This window comes from uncultured Fibrobacter sp., assembly GCF_947166265.1.
Taxonomy (GTDB): domain Bacteria; phylum Fibrobacterota; class Fibrobacteria; order Fibrobacterales; family Fibrobacteraceae; genus Fibrobacter.
Map to the genome: position 1 here is coordinate 1 of NZ_CAMVDO010000020.1, position 17,181 is coordinate 17,181.

General features: G+C 50.3%; 14 protein-coding genes. 8 read left to right on the forward strand and 6 right to left on the reverse strand.

Annotated features, from left to right (window positions below):
* Positions 1-227: 227 nt before the first annotated feature.
* Entirely contained in the window at positions 228-851 is a 624-nt protein-coding gene (gene rdgB / locus Q0W37_RS10365) for an RdgB/HAM1 family non-canonical purine NTP pyrophosphatase (protein ID WP_297701336.1), read from the reverse strand.
* A gap of 93 nt (positions 852-944) precedes the next feature.
* On the reverse strand, positions 945-1,136 hold the full coding sequence (locus Q0W37_RS10370; RefSeq protein ID WP_297701338.1) for a TM2 domain-containing protein: 192 nt from the start codon (positions 1,134-1,136) through the stop codon (positions 945-947).
* Positions 1,137-1,239: 103 nt separating this feature from the next.
* On the opposite strand from Q0W37_RS10370, the gene Q0W37_RS10375 reads away from it, so the two are divergent.
* A complete protein-coding gene (locus Q0W37_RS10375) occupies positions 1,240-2,529 on the forward strand; it encodes an AAA family ATPase (RefSeq protein WP_297701340.1) in 1,290 nt (429 codons plus the stop codon).
* Between the two features lie 75 nt (positions 2,530-2,604).
* On the opposite strand, the gene Q0W37_RS10380 is transcribed toward Q0W37_RS10375, so the two are convergent.
* Positions 2,605-3,684 carry a BamA/TamA family outer membrane protein gene (locus Q0W37_RS10380; protein ID WP_297701342.1) on the reverse strand — a complete coding sequence of 360 codons (1,080 nt, stop codon included), beginning with the start codon at positions 3,682-3,684 and terminating at the stop codon, positions 2,605-2,607.
* A gap of 127 nt (positions 3,685-3,811) precedes the next feature.
* Here Q0W37_RS10380 and ettA point away from each other — a divergent pair, with 127 nt between their 5' ends.
* From ettA to Q0W37_RS10400, 4 genes are all read left to right on the forward strand, one after another.
* The gene (gene ettA, locus Q0W37_RS10385; RefSeq protein WP_297701344.1) at positions 3,812-5,506 is read left to right on the forward strand and encodes an energy-dependent translational throttle protein EttA; all 1,695 of its coding nucleotides are present in this window, start codon (positions 3,812-3,814) and stop codon (positions 5,504-5,506) included.
* Positions 5,507-5,714: 208 nt separating this feature from the next.
* Positions 5,715-6,641: a LysR family transcriptional regulator gene (locus Q0W37_RS10390; protein WP_297701346.1), complete on the forward strand. Its 927-nt coding sequence runs from the start codon at positions 5,715-5,717 to the stop codon at positions 6,639-6,641.
* Positions 6,642-6,750: 109 nt separating this feature from the next.
* On the forward strand, positions 6,751-7,941 hold the full coding sequence (locus Q0W37_RS10395; protein ID WP_297701348.1) for a cytosine permease: 1,191 nt from the start codon (positions 6,751-6,753) through the stop codon (positions 7,939-7,941).
* A complete protein-coding gene (locus Q0W37_RS10400) occupies positions 7,938-9,521 on the forward strand; it encodes a bifunctional indole-3-glycerol phosphate synthase/phosphoribosylanthranilate isomerase (protein ID WP_297701350.1) in 1,584 nt (527 codons plus the stop codon). The genes Q0W37_RS10395 and Q0W37_RS10400 overlap by 4 nt, the downstream gene beginning before the upstream one ends.
* Before the next feature lie 57 nt (positions 9,522-9,578).
* Here Q0W37_RS10400 and Q0W37_RS10405 read toward each other — a convergent pair whose 3' ends face one another.
* The 3 genes from Q0W37_RS10405 to Q0W37_RS10415 all read right to left on the reverse strand — a co-directional run bounded on the left by Q0W37_RS10405 (position 9,579) and on the right by Q0W37_RS10415 (position 12,952).
* A complete protein-coding gene (locus Q0W37_RS10405) occupies positions 9,579-10,328 on the reverse strand; it encodes a hypothetical protein (protein ID WP_297701352.1) in 750 nt (249 codons plus the stop codon).
* A 100-nt stretch (positions 10,329-10,428) separates the two neighbouring features.
* A complete protein-coding gene (locus Q0W37_RS10410; protein WP_297701354.1) occupies positions 10,429-11,469 on the reverse strand; it encodes a hypothetical protein in 1,041 nt (346 codons plus the stop codon).
* 49 nt (positions 11,470-11,518) lie between these two features.
* Positions 11,519-12,952, reverse strand: coding sequence for a hypothetical protein (locus Q0W37_RS10415; RefSeq protein ID WP_297701356.1), 1,434 nt, complete (start codon positions 12,950-12,952; stop codon positions 11,519-11,521).
* A gap of 457 nt (positions 12,953-13,409) precedes the next feature.
* On the opposite strand from Q0W37_RS10415, the gene Q0W37_RS10420 reads away from it, so the two are divergent.
* The 3 genes from Q0W37_RS10420 to trpA all read left to right on the forward strand — a co-directional run bounded on the left by Q0W37_RS10420 (position 13,410) and on the right by trpA (position 17,159).
* On the forward strand, positions 13,410-14,714 hold the full coding sequence (locus Q0W37_RS10420) for a DHH family phosphoesterase (RefSeq protein WP_297701358.1): 1,305 nt from the start codon (positions 13,410-13,412) through the stop codon (positions 14,712-14,714).
* A gap of 193 nt (positions 14,715-14,907) precedes the next feature.
* Complete coding sequence (trpB, locus tag Q0W37_RS10425) at positions 14,908-16,233, forward strand: tryptophan synthase subunit beta (protein ID WP_297701359.1); 1,326 nt, start codon at positions 14,908-14,910, stop codon at positions 16,231-16,233.
* Positions 16,234-16,406: 173 nt separating this feature from the next.
* Positions 16,407-17,159: a tryptophan synthase subunit alpha gene (gene trpA, locus Q0W37_RS10430; RefSeq protein ID WP_297701361.1), complete on the forward strand. Its 753-nt coding sequence runs from the start codon at positions 16,407-16,409 to the stop codon at positions 17,157-17,159.
* Positions 17,160-17,181 lie beyond the last annotated feature (22 nt).

Below are 17,181 nucleotides of genomic sequence, written 5' to 3' on the forward strand. Positions count from 1 at the left end.
AAACGCTCAGTACAAGAGCATGGTCCTCTTCGGACTCACCTGGCGCTGGTTCTAATAGCGGCGAAGCCGCTAGGTGTTGAGCTCGCTCGCAGGTTCGCTTAGAGTTGTGAGTTCGCCTTGCATAGCAAGGCTCTGAGTAAAAGAAATGATCCCCGACGGTGTCGGGGATTTTTTTAACAAAGGCGCAAAGCGCCGTGCTCATACCTCAAAGGCACTTTGTGCCGTGCTCACTTTTCTAGATCCGCTTTCATCGCCCTGATGGCGTTTCCGCGGTGGCTGATGTCTTTCTTTTCGGCGAGCTCCATCTGCGCGAAGGTGCGGTCGAATCCATCGGGAACAAACAGCGGGTCGTAGCCGAATCCCATGTCGCCTGCAGGTGCGTAGTTGATTTGCCCGCGGCATTCTCCTTCGTAAATCTTGGGCTCGCTCACGATCCACTTGCCGTTTACTTCAGCAACTTTCTGGTACGAAAGGGCGCAGAAGTAGCGGGCGCCGCGGTCCTTGACGCCTTTGAGCTTTTGCATTAATTTGTCGTTGTTTGCCTGGTCGTTGCCGTGGTAGCCGCAGTAGCGGGCGCTGTAAATGCCCGGTTCGCCGTTTAGTGCGAATACTTCGAGGCCGGAATCGTCGGCGAGGACGGAGGCTTCGATATGCTTTTCGCAGAGCCAGTTGGCGACGGTGCTGGACTTGATGATGGCGTTCGCTTCGAAAGAATTACCGTCTTCGACGATGTCGCCTTCAAAGCCGATGTCCTTCAGCGTCTTGAATTCCTTGTTTTCGGTTCCGAGAATATGCGCGAAATCCCTGATTTTTCCCGGATTTCCTGTGGCGATTACGAATAAATGCTTCATACAAAAGTGCTTAGTGATTAGTGGTTGGTGGTTAGGATTACAATAAGAACGTTCCCTTTACATCCCTGCTTACTAACCACTGTTTACGGTCTACTAGTAATGTTCCGGTTTCAAGACGATTAAAATGGCGTCGACAACGACTCCTACTCCGCAGAGTCCGCCGGTGCATAGCCAAAGGATTCCTGTCCAGATTTTACCTTCGTAAAAACGGTGCAGGCCGAGATATCCTAGCAAAATGCAAAGCGCAAGCGCTATCCATTTGTTGTGTTCTCCTTGGGCGGGCATAAATTCTCCTAGTTTCGTTGCACCAAATATAGAAAAACGGAGATTGCACTTGCAAAAAAACAAAATTAAATTCAAAATCATATTTTTTTCTTATATTTATGGTATGCGCGCAATCAAAGTGATTTTAGGCTTGATATCGGCTTCGACTCTAGGCGTCGTGGCTGGCTTGATGGGGATCATTCCTTTTTATCCCGTGTCGTGGGGATTTTCCGCTGCCATGGGATTTTTCTCGATCGTCCAGATCATCTATTTTCTAATGATAGACGAGGCAGAAATGGAATGTGCCTTGCGAAAGAAGGAGATGATCGGTTTCTGTTCCTTGTCGACGGTCGTGGCCCTGATTCTTTATTCGATGAATACTGATCTCCCTGCTCCGGATGTTACCATATCCCTTTCCAAAAACGTTTGCCTGTGGATGCCCCTTTTTGAAATCTACCTGTTCTGGCGTGTGCTGAAGGTTGTTTATAGGGAAGACGATCCGAAACCGGAGCAGAAGCCCAAGACGGATAAGGATAAACCGGACGAAAAGGCGAAGCATGTCGTCAAGGAAGCCATTAAGAGGAAAATTACCCGTTTTACGCTATCGTCTGCGGAACGCGAACTCTATTCGTTGATTGGACTTTTGTCGGTGAAAAAGGAAATAGTCTCGCTCAAGAATATGATTCTTGCGCAAAACAAGCGTGTGGATGCGGGGCTTCCGTCGGTGCCGATGTCTTACCACTGCGTCTTTACGGGAAACCCCGGTACGGGAAAGACGACCGTGGCGCGTATTGTGGCGCAGATTTACAAGGATCTTGGTGTTCTTGAAAAGGGACACTTGGTGGAATGTGACCGTTCGTCCCTGGTGGCCGGCTATGCCGGACAGACGGCGATTAAGACCAATGAAGTCATCGACAGTGCCTTGGATGGTGTTCTGTTCATTGACGAAGCATATACGCTCGCCCGTAGCGACGGCCAGGGGCAGGATGCGTTTGGCCAAGAGGCGATTGATACTCTCCTAAAGAGAATGGAAGATGACCGTAAGCGCCTGGTGGTGATTGTGGCGGGTTACACGGATGAAATGAAGACGTTCATTAACAGTAACCCCGGCTTGTCGTCCCGCTTTAACCGCTATATTGAATTTGCCGATTATAGCGTTAGTGAACTTTATGAAATTTTCAAGCGTCTGGCTGAAAAGCAGAAATTGGTGCTGTCGCCTGAATTCGAGAATTGCCTAAAGGCGTTGCTCACGCATATTGTTTCGAAGGGTGACCGCACGTTCGGCAATGGTCGTGGGATTCGTAATTTGTACGAAAAGACCTTGGTGAATCAGGCGAACCGTTTGGCGAAAAAGGAATATGACGTGGCGGAGTTGATGAAACTCCTGCCCGAAGACTTGCCGAGCGATTACTAAAGCGATTTTATCCAATCTTTTGTCCAACGTTGTCATGCCCGACTTGATCGGGCATCTTTCGTTTGGATGAAATTTTTAGAAGGATTCGCGCAAGTCGATGGTGATTCCGATGTGCTTGCCGTCTACAAGCGAAAGGTCTCCGCGGGCGTGCAACTTTTCGCTACGGTTGAGCGCGAGGCGCCCGCCAAAGCCCACCGAGTAATGTATTTGTCGCTTGAAAAGTTCGCTGAAGTACGGCGCCGATTGCAAGGCTTCACCAAAGATGACTCCGGCGAATCGCCAGAAGAGCGGTCGGCGAAATTCCATCTGCCAAATCAGTGTCTGCGTGTCGCTCCAGATGCCGGATTCTACACCGCGGAATCTCTTGGTGCCATCAGGACCGGCGAGGCAGCCGAGCGGGACGTTGTCACCACGGCTCTGCCTTGCGTAAAGTCCGAGTGCAATGGAGGTTTCCCAGAAAAGGGGAGAGTAGAGTCTTGCGTCGAACGTTTCGGTATGGTAGCTGAAGTCTCCGCCGAAAAAGACTTCTTCGAAACTCAGGTAGTAGCCTTTGGTGGGCCAGTTGTTGTTGTCCTTGCGGTCGAAAACAAGCAGGTAGCCACCGCCTAGGTAAAAACCGTCTTGGTAATTCTTGGGAATGTCTTCGCCAAGTTCGTTGTCGCGGGCTTCGCCTTCAAGAATAGGGCCGTAGCGGAAGGGAATTCCCTGCGGAATGCCGAAGTTCATTTCGAAGGGGATGCGCCCGTAGACAAAGGTGCTCTTGTATTCGTCGATTCGTTCAAAGTCACCGCGTGCGCCGCGTTCGAAAAGCGAATATTGCCATTTGTTCAGGTTCAGCTTTGCTGGAATGTGCAGGTGATCGCCGAGCAGCCACATGTTCGGGGCATACTGGAACTGGAATTGTCCGCGCGTCGTTCCGCGTGCGATAAAGTCCATCGACGAAATATTTTTGCCGTCCTGGAACGGCTTGAAAAATAGGACGAAGACTGCACCGTATTGGATTTTTGTTTCTTCGGTGTAGGCGCCGAAAGGCAGTACCGAGAATCGCTGGAAGTTGTCGTTGGTTGCCGTGTCGCTAGAAACGGCCGTGCTGTCTGCGGCGTGCGCAAAAACGGAAAGCGCAAGGCACACGATAATAGTGTTGAACAACTTCATATGCCACAAGTATAGTAAACATTTTTTGTTATATTTAAGGAAAGAACTATTTATCCCAACAATTTATAACCTCTCACCTCAAAGGACCTTTGGTCCGCGCTCACACCTCGAAGCGAAGCGAGCAAATATGGCCGAACAGAATAAAGCAGAAAAATTCGTTTTCTACATGTACAAAATGACCAAGTCCTATCCGCCTAACAAAGAGGTGCTGAAGGACATTTCTTTGAGCTTCTACTATGGCGCAAAGATTGGTATTATCGGCCAGAACGGTGCCGGTAAGTCGACGCTCCTCCGCATTATGGCGGGCATCGACAAGGAATTCCAGGGCGAAGCTTGGATTGAACCGGGCCGCACCGCAGGCTACTTGCCGCAGGAACCGCAGCTTGACCCGAACTTGACCGTCAAGGAAAACGTGATGCAGGCCGTCGCTAAAAAGCAGGCTGTGCTTGACCGCTTCAACGAAATTTCCATGAAGTTCGCAGAACCCATGGAAGACGACGAGATGAACAAGCTCCTCGACGAACAGGCGAAGCTCCAGGACATTATCGACGCGCAGGACTTGTGGAGCCTCGACCGCAATATCGAAATTGCAATGGATGCTCTCCGCTGCCCGCCGGGCGACTGGCCGGTCACAAACCTCTCTGGCGGAGAAAAACGCCGCGTGGCTCTCTGCCGCTTGCTCCTCGAAGAACCGGATTTGTTGCTCCTTGACGAACCGACGAACCACCTGGATGCCGAAACGGTTGCTTGGCTCGAACGCCACCTCCGCGAATACAAGGGCTCCGTGATTCTGGTGACCCATGACCGTTACTTCCTTGACAACGTAACGAACTGGATCTTGGAAATTGACCGCGGTCGCGGCATTCCTTGGGAAGGCAATTACGCCCAGTGGCTTGACCAGAAGCTTGAACGCATGAAGAACGAAGAAAAGGGCGAATCTGATCGTCAGAAGCGCCTCGCTCGCGAACAGGAATGGGTGAAGGCTTCTCCGAAGGCGCGCCAGGCCAAGAGTAAGGCTCGTCTCAAAGCTTACGAAGACTTGCTTGCCGAAGATTCTCGCGAACAGATCAAGGTGGCCCAGATTCACATCGCAAACGGCAAGCGCCTTGGCGATATCGTGATTCAGGCGGAACACCTGCAGAAGGCCTTTGGCGACAAGGTACTCTTCGATGATTTGAATTTCAGCTTGCCGCGTTCGGGTATCGTGGGTATTATCGGTCCGAACGGTGCGGGTAAGACGACTTTGTTCAAGATGATTATGGGTCAGGAAAAGCCCGATGGCGGTACGCTCAAGATTGGCGAGACTGTGGAAATCATCAGCATGGAACAGGGCCGCGAAAGCCTCGATGACACCAAGACCGTGTGGGAAGAAATTACCGGCGGTAACGACGAAATTATGGTGGGTGACCGCAAGATGAACGGTCGCGCCTACTGCGGACTCTTCAACTTTACGGGTGCTGCCCAGCAGAAAAAGCTCACTGCCCTTTCGGGCGGTGAACGCAACCGCGTGCTCATGGCGAAGAACCTGCAGAAGCCGGGCAACGTGCTGTTCCTTGACGAACCGACCAACGACCTCGATATCGAAACTCTGCAGGCTCTGGAACAGGCTATCCTCAAGTTCGCGGGTTGCGCCGTGATTATCTCGCATGACCGCTGGTTCCTCGACCGTATCGCAACCCACATCCTCGCTTACGAAGGCGATTCGAAGGTGGTGTGGTTCGAAGGCAACTGGAGCGAATACGAAGCCGATCGCCGCAAGCGCCTCGGTGAAGATGCCGACAATCCGAAGCCCATCAAGTACAAGACTCTTACGAGGCAATAAGGCTTGCCTTATCGCCTCAGAGGGCTGTTGACTGAAATTCTTGGAATATTCTCCCCGGCTAAGGTCACTGAGCTTGTCGAAGTGAGCCGGGGATACTTTTAAATAATATTTAAAACAACTTGACAATGCAATAGTTTTTATCTATATTTTTTCCTACCAAACAAATAGGAAATAACCTACAAAGAATTTTAATAGGAGGCCGATCCACATGACTCTACAACAATTACGTTATGCCATCGGCATTGCAGAAACCGGTTCCTTTAACAAGGCCGCCGAAAAGCTTTATATTTCGCAGCCGTCGCTGACTGCCGCCATCAAGGATCTTGAAGATGAACTGAACATCCTCATCTTCAATCGTACCAGCCGCGGAGTCAAGCTCACTAACGAAGGCGAAGAATTCATTTCGTACGCCCGCGAACTTTACCATCACTACGAAACGGTGCTGGACAAGTACGGCAAAATCGGCAAGCGTAAAAAGAAATTCGGCGTCTCGACGCAGCATTATTCTTTTGCGGTCAAGAGCTTTGTCGAAACGGTCAAGCTCTTTGATACCGACAAGTACGAATTCGCCATTCGCGAAACCCGCACCAAAGAAGTCATCGAAGACGTGGCCTCGTTCAAGAGCGATATCGGTATCCTTTACCTGAGCGATTTCAACCGCAAGGTTATCATGAACTTGCTGAATGCCCGCGACCTCGCGTTCCATAAACTCATTGACTGTAAGGCCTATGTGTACTTGTGGAAGGGGCATCCGCTTGCCAACAACAAGTTCATTACGCTCGATGAACTGGCCGAATACCCGTGCCTTTCTTTTGAACAGGGCGACAACAGCTCGTTCTATTTTGCCGAAGAAATCTTGAGTACAAACGAATATAAGCGAACCATCAAGGCGAACGACCGTGCCACCATGCTGAACTTGATGATCGGCCTGAACGGTTATACGCTCTGCTCCGGCATTATCTGCGAAGAATTGAACGGTTCCGATTACTTGGCGGTGCCCTTCAAGGACAAGAGCGAAGAATCGCGCCGCGTCATGGAAATCGGCTACATTTCGAAGCGCAACATGTTGCTTGGCCTGGTGGGCGAGCGCTATGTCGAAGAGTTGCAACGCTACCTGGCGACCTGCTCTTCGTAATAGCCTTAATCTATAACAAAATATTAAAAAGAAGTATTAAACTATTCCTTGTGTTCTAGGGCGTGCTTTTTTATCTTTGGCACGTCCTTAGAATTTTAGGAGGCGTATTGTGGAAAAACGCACGAATCTTTTAACGAATGGTGTCATCTGGTTTGGGGTGGCAATCTCGGTTTCTGAAATCGAGGCAGGTATTGAAATCGGCGCGGCATCCTCTTACGATTCCGTTTGGCTCCCGCTGATTTTGGGCCATGTCCTGGGCGGCATCTTGCTGTTTTTCGTGGGTCTCATCGGTGCCCGTGTCCGCCTGAACGCCATGGAAACGACAGCGTCTGTTTACGGCTCTTACGGTTCCAAGTTCTTTGCCTCGCTGAACCTGTTCCAGTTAATTGCATGGATTGCCGTGCTGAATGCGCAGGGGGCCTCGGTGTTGGCGGGCCTCAATCTCCCGATTTCTTTCCCGCTCACTTGCGTGATTCTTGCGGTGCTGATTGCCATTTGGGTCTTTGTTGGGCTCCGCCGTTTTGCGAAAGTCACGACGGTCGTGATGGCGGTTCTGACGGTGCTCCTGATTGTGCTGACGGCCAAGTTGTTCGGTGTCGGAACTTCGGGCGCGCCTGCCGCAGAACATGCGCTTAGCTTCTGGAATATCTTTGAAATTTCGATGGCGCTTCCGCTTTCCTGGTTGCCGGTGATTTCGGACTACACCAAGGATGTCGAAAAGCCGACGTGTGCTACGGCGGTTTCTGCGATTGCGTACTCGGTGGCAAGTTTCTGGATGTACTTTATCGGGCTTCAGATTGCAACGGCCGGAGTTGGTAACGATATCGCCCGCGCCATTCTGCTAGCGGGCCTTGGAATTCCGGGAATCATTATCGTTGTGCTTTCGACCGTGACCACCAACTTCTTGGCGGCGAACTCTGCCGGCGAATCGGCCAAGGCCATTGTCCACAAGTTGAATCCGAAAATCACGGGTGTCGTGGTCAGCGGTATCAGCGCGGTCCTTGCCATTTCGGGTATTATGGATCATTACATCGGATTCCTTTACTTGATCGCTTCGGTGTTTGCGCCCATGGCGGCCGTACTCCTGGTTTCGTTCTTCTTGGCGAAAAATCACCAGGTGGGTCACAAGTACTGGATTTTGAACTTGTTCGCATGGTTGGTTGGCTTTGCCGTTTACCAAGTCACGTCGCACATGGATTCTGTAATACTTGGCCCTACGCTTCTTTCTATCCTGGCATCGGCCATAATTTCCTATCTTTTCTCTAAGGCCTTGACTTTGAAGCCTAAGGGAAATTCATGAGCGAAGACATTTTAGCCAAAATCGTACGTATGCGCCGCGAAGATATTTCGCGGTTGGGTCTGAATTTCGGAATCGAGATTCCCGAAAAGCGCCGTGGCGGCCATACCGAATTTCTCGGGAACGCCGGGGCGATTCTTGAAGTCAAGCGAGCATCGCCTTCTAAAGGCGACATTGCGCCGGATTTGGATCCGGTGGCGTTAGCGATGACTTATGCCGAGGCTCATGCGCAGGCGGTTTCGGTGCTTACCGAAGGCAATTTTTTTAAGGGATCGCTCCGCGACTTGATTGCGGTTGCCGACTTGATGGAACGTCGCCGTCAGCAGGGCTTGCATGCGTGTGCCGTGCTTCGCAAGGATTTTCTCTTGTTCGAAGATGAAATCGACATTGCCTACCGCTGCGGTGCCGATGCCGTGCTCTTGATTGCGCGCATTCTGGATGACGAGCAGCTTGTACGCATGGCGAAGCGTGCGCAGTCTTTCGACATGCAGGCTTTCGTTGAAGTTCGTGAAAAAGACGACTTCCGCAAGCTGAAAGTCGTGACCGAAGCCCTTGGCGAATCTGCGGCCAAAACGATTGTCGCGGGAGTGAATTCTCGCGATTTGGCGACCTTCCATACGGACCCACTCGTGCCGGCGTCGGTGCGTAGTAAACTTCCGGCGAAGGCTGTTTTTGAATCTGGAATATTATGCCCGGCCGATGCGACTTATGCGCGCAATCTCGGGTTTACGGGAATCCTGGTGGGCGAGGCGGTCGCCAAGAATCCGCCGTTAGCCAAAGAAGTGGTCGGTGCGTTTGAATCGGGCTCCGAAAATGCCCGTGGCAAGTTCTGGAAAAAGTTTGCAGAGCGCAAACAGCAGAAACAAGCACGTCATTGCGAGGAACGAAGTGACGAAGCAATCCATGGCACAAATCGTCCGTTAGTCAAAATCTGCGGCATCACGCGCGAAGAAGACGGTCTATTGGCTGCTGAACTCGGCGCCGATATGCTCGGCTTTGTATTCAGCACCACCAAGCGCCTCACCACCGAAGAATTCGTGCGCAACTTCAAAGAGAGATTGCTTCGCTCCACTCGCAATGACGTAGCGTGTCATCCTGAGCAAGCGCAGCGCGTCGAAGGATCACCACTCCTTGTGGGTGTCATCACCGATCCGGAATCTGCTGAAGGCAAAACTGCCATCAAGCTTGCCCGCGAAGGTGTGCTCGATGCAATACAGCTTCACGGCGTTGACCCGTCGAACTTAGCCGCGACGGCAATTCCTTACTATTGTGCTGCCCGCGTCGGCGAAGAATCCGATTTCGATAAGGTTGCGGCTCTCCGCAAGAATGGTGAACCCCGCATTCTCTTAGATGCGAAAGTCGAAGGGATCCCCGGCGGTACGGGCAAGACCATTCCCGAAAAACTGCTCCGCGAAAAAGCGGGTGAATTACCGCTCTGGCTTGCTGGTGGCATCACCCCGGCGAATGTCGCTGAGCTCGTTGGCAAATTTGCCCCCGAACTTATCGACGTTTCGAGTGGCGTCGAGGATGCCCCCGGAATCAAAAACAGCGAAAAGCTGAAAGCACTTTTCGCCGCATTATAGCCTCTGTTAGAAAAATTTCAAACAAAAAAGATGGACTGTTTAGCCCATCTTTTCGTGTTAATTGTAGCTAATCCGAACAGTCCATTCTAGTTCAAAATCAGTTGCCATATTGTCGGATTGCATTATGGGTATGTTGACGTTCTTTCCTGCATCGCGAATAATGTAGCAGTAGTAAGAGGAGTGATCCACATTGCTTTCAATGAGGTTGCGTTCGAAAACCTTCGGACAAATGTCAATCTCGTTAACTCCGCCAGAGAAATCTTTTGTAAAATATTTGTGCCCGCTCCATGTACCGGCATCTTCTAGTTTGAATACCTCTGTTTTGACGGAATCCTTTAGAGTATAGTCCGCGTATGTTTTTATCACAAACGATATGCTCGGGTCTCCATCGCTGTAGTCACCCTCGTGTTTCTTTTGTTTTTCCCAGTTGTCTGTAAGCTGCCTGAACCAGGTTAGGTCTATTTCGACGGAGTACGCCCTATACAAGAAGGTTGATACATCGTCATCATAAATGGTTTCGTTTTTTGCACTAGAACTGTAATGATAATAAGAGCTGCTAAAAGCATAGCTTGAGCTAGAGCGGTAATAGGAACTGCTCGAAACGTGGCTTGAACTAGAACGGTAATAGGAGCTACTCGAAACATAATTGCACCGGAATCCATAGTTGCTGCAGCACCACGAGTCCGAACGGTAACTTTCTCCGTAATAGCATTTGTCCGCTTCACTCATCTCGTCGTTTTGCTCTTCGTAGTCGTCAAAATCCCTATTGGCATGGTCTTCCATATCGTCTAGATTATCTTCTGCCATGCTGAATGCGTTCTCATCACTGCATGAAGATAGAAGGGCTGCAACAAATAATCCCATAGTGGATATTTTTATCATTTTAAAAAAAGTCATTTATTCCTCTTTAAAAAGCGATATCCAAGCTTATTCGCCAAGACTTGGTCAACAGTTTGTAGTTCAAAATTTCGTTAGTGTAGGTGACTGCGTTAATCAATAGCATCTGCCACTGAATAGAAAGGTGACGTGTAAGTTCTAGGCCAAATCCTAAATAACCTAAAAATTCCCAATCTTCTTCTGTAAAGGCCGCGTCCGATTCGCCGACGTCATCGAAGTCGTAATAACGGGAAGTGTAGCTGTAGTAATCCCCAAGTTGTAAGGATACGTCGGCAGAGTAGTCAATCCATGCGTAGAGAGGTTTTCTGACATGAACATCAAGGCTGACATAAGGACTTAATACAAAGGGAATTCCGAATCTAAAGGTGAGAGGGATTTCGGCCATGATGTTGTGGTAATCAATCCAAACATCGTGACTGTAATTGTAGCGCTTATAACCTACACGAAAGTCACATTCCTCGATATCGTAACGTCCATGATGGTAGACAGTGTTCAGACCTAATTGAAAACTTCCTGCACTATAGAAATACCACCTTAGAAAAAAACCAAAATTCACGCCCATGTGGTCAAAGGGGGCATCGGTTTCCTCCACATCGAAATTTGCAACCGTCTCTTCCTGGAACTGTTCATAGCCCAAAGAAACGCCCCAATAGAAATTTCGCGGTTTCTTCTTTTCTGCGTTCTGGTCTTGTAGGGTTTTATAGTCTTCCTGCTGGGGAGGGAGTTCCTCAACGACTGCAACATTTTGATTCGCGTCCTGAATGGAGTCTGTTGATTCCACAGTGTCCGTTTTGACAAGGGTGTCTGCAGTTGCTACTTCAAGGGAATCCTGAATGGCGGGGGCTGCAGAGTCTGCAGGAGTTGTGTCTGGAGTGGCTAGTTCTTGCTTAAGTCCTTCGAGCATTGCGCTGCACTTGCAAAGCTTTTCAACTTTGACGCAAGATTCTCGACCACTGTCTTCGATGCAAGAAAAACATAGTTCTAAACAAGTGTCATCGGCAAAAATTTGGATGCTCCAAAATAGAATCAAGAAAAAAAGTTTCTTTTTCATATTGTCTCTACGTGAATTGAATAGGCTGAAGTTTTAAATCCCTAGAATATTATGGAATGTCGTTCGGCTTGATACCGTATTTACGGACGGCTTCGATATCGATAAGTTCTGCATCACCGGATTCAAAGTTCCCTGCTTCGACTTGTTCGTTGAATTTTTCGATGCCGGACTTGTTCGCTTGTGCAAAAGTCGATGAGCCTCCGATCATGGTGGTTTCTACAAAGTCAAGAACGTTGCTGTTTTCTTCGGTGCGCCATCCGACAAAGGCGTGGTTAGGAATGTTTACGATCAATGGCTGCATTCCAAGTGCTTCTAGGACGGATGCGAAAAGGGCGGCGGTTTCGAGACACAGACCGTCGCGGCTGCGAAGGACTTCGATCGGGTAGTTGATTTTTTGTCCGAGACTTCCGGCACCGTTGTTCTGAAGGTAGGTGATTTTTCTTGCTTGCAGGACTTCGTAGACTGCCTTGACGACGCGCTTGGAACTTTCGGCGATGGTCTCGTCGTCGCTGTATTTCTGGTAAATCTTTACGGATCCTTCGGGGAGCTTCTTCTTCAGGTCATTCAGAATATTCGGGATGGAATCCATGTTGGGGGTGACCCAAACTCCATACCACCAGTTCTTATTTTGAACGCCTTTAAGTTCCCATCCGTTGATTTGTACGGGGTGAAGCGTGGTCGGCTCGGATGCGGAGTAGAACAGAATTTCGTGGTCGTTCTCCAGGGCGTAGGCCTGAATTTGGATATTGGCTTGTTGGGGGGCGGTCAGTGTGACGGCCTTGCTCATGTCAAATGTCAGTGCGGGGGCGAAAATGTTCGCAGTATCGGGATTTACGAACCCGGTGACGCTTCCCGTATCGGTCCAGTCTGTAATCCAGGCCTTGACCATGATCTTTTTCCAGTTGCAAGGAACGGATTTGTCTGACCTTGCTGCGCACTGGTTTCTGACTTTTATGGAGATAGGGACGGGATGTGGTTCGCCCTTGTCTCCGAGAAAATCTTTATACATCAGGGGATATTGGTTGGCGAAAGCCAAATAGATGTCTTCCTTGGTGGTCCACTTGAAGGCATCTAGTTGCCGAGTGACTGTTTGTGCGTAGATGTCCGCGTACACCTGATCGTAGAGTTCTTGGTAGAGCGAGTCGTAGTTCGCTTGATTGAGGCTGTCTAGCAGGGACTGTCGCGTAGAATCCATCCAGGCTGTACTGTAGGCGTTGTCGAAAAGAATCTTGTATATAGTGTCTACGTAGGGCTCGGCGTAGAGGGAATCCCAGAGGGTTTCGGTTGCGTCTTCGCGGATAGAGGAGAGTGAATCTCTGAGGTTGTCCGAGATTTCGTCGCGGATAACCGTAGCCAGAGAATCCAGGTTTACCGGATCTGCATCGCGACCGTCGGCTCCATTTTCACCAGAGCAGGCGGCGAGGAAAGGGAGAACTCCCAGGGTGAGGAGGCTTGCAATGCCCAAGATTTGGTTCGATTTCATGTCGTCTCCGTTTTTGAAAAATTCTACTGCGGAGTTCGTCTTGTTCAAGGATGCAATCCAAACAAAAAAAGTGTGGAATCGCAGGTGCCCTAAACAGCTGAGGTAACGACCAAGTAAACCTTATCGTCTAATAGGCACAAACGACCCACACCACGGGGTGTGAGTAATCGGCCTTATTCCTAGACGATGAAATTTTGGTCGTTTTCCAGCTGTCCGAATAAGAGCGAACTCTAAACTATGTCAATGTAAATATAATTAAATGGTAGTGGGATTTCAAATTTTTAGAGGATTCAAAAACCGTGTAATGATGTAAATCACAGGGGGGGGATTGTCGGGTGTTTGCTCCAAATGGCCTAACTCGGGCCGTTTTGTACAAATTATAAAAGAAATTTTTACAAAAATATTGCTCTAACCCGTTGACAATCAAAGACTTATTATGTATATTGGAGTCATAAAGGTGAAATTGGCAATCCGCTTTGACGCTAGCGCCGCTATCGACGAGGTTCTCAAAGAAGGGATTCAGGCATTGCCATTTCATCAAGTGTTTAACGGAAGACTCTCGCTGATCGGGAGTCTTTCTTATATTTATGGCATGAAAGATAAATTTTTGTCTAATTTGTTTTTGGGGGTGGCGATGGGAACCCTGATATGTGCTTGTGGAGATGATTCTTCTACTGGGCAGAATGCGAGTTGTAAGTGTGATTTTGAATTTAAAGAAAGTATCGCGGCTATGGATTGGGGGGATGATACGACGTATGTGTTCGGGCACAAGACTCCCGATGTGGATGCGGTGACGTCGTCCCTGGCTTATGCTGCGTTGATGCGTGCCATGGGGCATAATGCGGTTGCGAAGGTTTCGGGTCCTGTTAATCGAGAGACGGAGTTCGTTGCGAAACAGTTGGGATTTGAATTGCCAGATGAGATGGTGTCGGTGAAGCCTGGTACTAGGCTCATTTTGACCGACCATGCCGAGTATGTGCAGTCTGTTGACGGGGCGCATGAGGCGAAAATTCTGCAGATTATCGATCACCATACGCCGGGGGATATTGATGCGGATTCTTCTGCTTATGTGCGGCGAGAACTTTGGGGATCTACTTGTACGCTGATAAAGTATCTTTACCAGGAGGCTGGCGTAAAGTTGGACGATGAGGTGGCCAAAATCTTGCTCGCGGGGATTCTCTCCGATACGCGGAACTTGACCAAGGTAAATACGACCCGTGCGGATAGCGTTGTGCTTGGTGAGTTGATGAATCAGCTTAAGATGTCCTCGGATAGCGTGCGGAGTCTTTTTAGGGGAATGTCTGACGCTTCACACGATATGAGCGGGATGACCGACAAGGAAATTTTCCTGGCGGATTATAAGGATTATACTATCGGCGGTTTTGATTTGGGTATCGCGAGTGAAAATTGGTATGACGATTCGACCAAGGATGAATTTTTTGAACGGATGTTTGCAGTCATGCCGGAAATTGCCAAGGAAAAGGACCGTGATATTCTGTTGTCCAAGGTGGACTTGCATACGCTAAATTCGGATCCGGCGGCTTCGGAAGATAGCCTGTATTTGAATGCCGGTACCTATATTTTGTACTATGGGGTAGGCGATTATGCTGAAAAGGCGAAGAAAATCGCCGAAAGCGCATTCGGGGAATCCGTGAAAGACGGAATTTGCTATTCTGCGGAAACGTTGAGCCGCAAGACGCACGTAGTACCCATGGTTACGGATGCAATAGAAAAAAATTCAGCTCAACCCCTTGCCAAATAGAATTAGACTTCCTAAATTAGGGAACATGAAGATGAATTCAGCAATCCGTTTCAACCGCTGGTGGTGGGGCTCTACTAAATAGAGTCCGTTTTGCTGATTTCATCAAGTGTTTGTAAAAGGCTTTCGGACTCACCGAAGGCCTTTAATTTTTACCCCTCAACTACGAATTTTAACCCCAACCCCTCCGCTCAAAATGACTCACGCAACTATAACCCCCACACCTCAAAGCGCCGTAGGCGCTACCTCACACCTCATAACCTCTGACAACGGTTTCTTTGACAAGTTCGGCGGCAAGTATGTTGCCGAAATCATCCGCCGTCCGCTCGACGACCTCGAAGCGGCCTTCAACAAGTACATCCATGATCCGGAATTCCTCGAAGAACTCCGTATCATCCAGCGCGACTACATTGGTCGCGAAACGCCGCTGTACTTTGCCCCGACCGCTACGGAACTCCTGGGCGGTGCGCAGATCTACATCAAGCTCGAAGGCCTTGCCAATACCGGTGCGCACAAGATCAACAACGCCATTGGTCAGTGCCTTTTGGCCAAGAAGATGGGCAAAACCCGCATTATCGCCGAAACGGGTGCCGGTCAGCACGGCCTTGCGACGGCTGCCGCTTGCGCGAAGCTTGGCCTTGAATGCGTAGTGTACATGGGCGAGGTGGACGTTCGTCGTCAGCAGCCGAATGTGGCGACCATGGAAATGTACGGTGCCAAGGTCGTGCCGGTCACGAGTGGTGCCCGCACCCTTAAGGACGCCGTGAACGAAGCTATGCGCGACTGGGCTACGAATTTCAAGAACACCCACTATGTGCTGGGTTCTGCTCTCGGTCCGGCTCCGTTCCCGGATATCGTTCGTACCTTCCAGTCGATTATCGGTGAAGAAGTCAAGCGCCAGGCCGCTGAACGCAACATTGACATCGCAGCCGTTGTTGCTTGCGTGGGTGGTGGTAGCAACTCTATCGGCGTGTTCACTCCGTTTATCGAAGACAAGAATGTGCGCCTGATTGGTGCCGAAGCCGGTGGCATTGGCCCGAACAAGGGTGAAAATGCAGCCCGCATGACGGGTAACGCGAGCCGCGAAGGCATTCTGCAGGGTTACAAGAGCCGCTTCCTCATTGATGAAGACGGTCAGTCGCTGCCGACCCGTTCCATTTCGGCAGGCCTCGACTATATGGGAATCGGCCCGCAGCTCGCTGCCCTCGGCGAATCTGGCCGCGTGGAATTCACGGCAATCCTTGACAAGGAGGCCCTTGAAGCGGTGAAGTTCTTTGCCCGCAACGAAGGCATTCTCTTTGCTCTCGAAAGCGCTCACGCAGGTGCAGCCGCCATGAAGATTGCGAAGGAACTTCCGAAGGACAAGGCGCTCGTCATCAATATGAGTGGCCGCGGCGACAAGGACATCTTTATCACCAGCCCGGTGTTCCGCCCCGAAAAGTGGAAGGAATTCCTGAAGGCCGAACTTGTTCGCCTCGAAAATAACGAAGACATCCACGACGCGGAGATAATGAACAAATAGGTAATGAGGTCGTGCTTCGCACTCTGGGGTCGCTCCGCTTTGAGCACGCTTCGCTTTGAGGCAAGGTTACGATTGCAAAAGCTTAAACCTCATACCTCACACCTCAAAGGGCCGAAGGCCCGACCCATAGCTACTAAAACCTTTCAACAGCGGCAAAGCCGCGAGAATTAATTATGAACTTAATGTCTCATCTTATTGCGGGTTTTCCTGACGCAGAAACTTCTATCGCTATCGCCGACGCCCTTGTGAAGGGTGGCGCCACCATCCTCGAAATCCAGCTTGCCTTCAGCGATCCGAGCGCCGACGGTCCGGCCATTCAGACGGCTTCGACCATCGCTCTCGACAAGGGTTATTCCACCAAGCAGGGCCTCGCCATCGTGAAGCAGATTCACGAACGCCACCCTGAAACGCCCATTTACATCATGACTTATGGTTCCCTCGCCTTTACGCCGGGCATCGAGAACTTTGTCAAGATGTGCAAGGACGCGGGCGTATCCGCTTGCATCATTCCGGACTTGCCGTTCGATGGTGACGAAGGTCTGACTGAAGCTTGCAAGAAGCACGGCCTCGAAAACATCCCGGTGGCAGCACCGAGCATGACCAAGGAACGCCTCGAAGCGATGGCCTCCAAGGGCTTCAAGTTCATTTACGCTGCACTCCGCGCGGGTACGACCGGTAGCGAAACGACGATTGACCAGGCAACGCTTGACTTTATCGACACCGTCGGTAAGGGTGGCGCGAAGGTGCTCGGCGGTTTCGGCATCCGCAACGGCGAACAGTCCAAGGTGCTCAGCAAGCATGTGTACGCCGTGGTCGCTGGATCCGTGTTCGTGAACCTCGTGCTCTCTAACGAAGACTCTGCCGAAGGCCGTGCAAAAGCCATCGCCGAAATCGAGGCGAAGGCTAGAGAAATCGCGGGTAAGTAAATCGCAGGTAAATAATCTCTGG

What these genes read in the sequence shown, in the direction of transcription:
- rdgB (WP_297701336.1), bottom strand. Translation starts at nt 851, where the DNA reads ATGAAGCATTTATTCGTAATCGCCACAGGAAATCCGGGAAAAATCAGG.
- Q0W37_RS10370 (WP_297701338.1), bottom strand. Translation starts at nt 1,136, where the DNA reads ATGCCCGCCCAAGGAGAACACAACAAATGGATAGCGCTTGCGCTTTGC.
- Q0W37_RS10375 (WP_297701340.1), top strand. Translation starts at nt 1,240, where the DNA reads ATGCGCGCAATCAAAGTGATTTTAGGCTTGATATCGGCTTCGACTCTA.
- Q0W37_RS10380 (WP_297701342.1), bottom strand. Translation starts at nt 3,684, where the DNA reads ATGAAGTTGTTCAACACTATTATCGTGTGCCTTGCGCTTTCCGTTTTT.
- ettA (WP_297701344.1), top strand. Translation starts at nt 3,812, where the DNA reads ATGGCCGAACAGAATAAAGCAGAAAAATTCGTTTTCTACATGTACAAA.
- Q0W37_RS10390 (WP_297701346.1), top strand. Translation starts at nt 5,715, where the DNA reads ATGACTCTACAACAATTACGTTATGCCATCGGCATTGCAGAAACCGGT.
- Q0W37_RS10400 (WP_297701350.1), top strand. Translation starts at nt 7,938, where the DNA reads ATGAGCGAAGACATTTTAGCCAAAATCGTACGTATGCGCCGCGAAGAT.
- Q0W37_RS10405 (WP_297701352.1), bottom strand. Translation starts at nt 10,328, where the DNA reads ATGGCAGAAGATAATCTAGACGATATGGAAGACCATGCCAATAGGGAT.
- Q0W37_RS10410 (WP_297701354.1), bottom strand. Translation starts at nt 11,469, where the DNA reads ATGAAAAAGAAACTTTTTTTCTTGATTCTATTTTGGAGCATCCAAATT.
- Q0W37_RS10415 (WP_297701356.1), bottom strand. Translation starts at nt 12,952, where the DNA reads ATGAAATCGAACCAAATCTTGGGCATTGCAAGCCTCCTCACCCTGGGA.
- trpB (WP_297701359.1), top strand. Translation starts at nt 14,908, where the DNA reads ATGACTCACGCAACTATAACCCCCACACCTCAAAGCGCCGTAGGCGCT.
- trpA (WP_297701361.1), top strand. Translation starts at nt 16,407, where the DNA reads ATGAACTTAATGTCTCATCTTATTGCGGGTTTTCCTGACGCAGAAACT.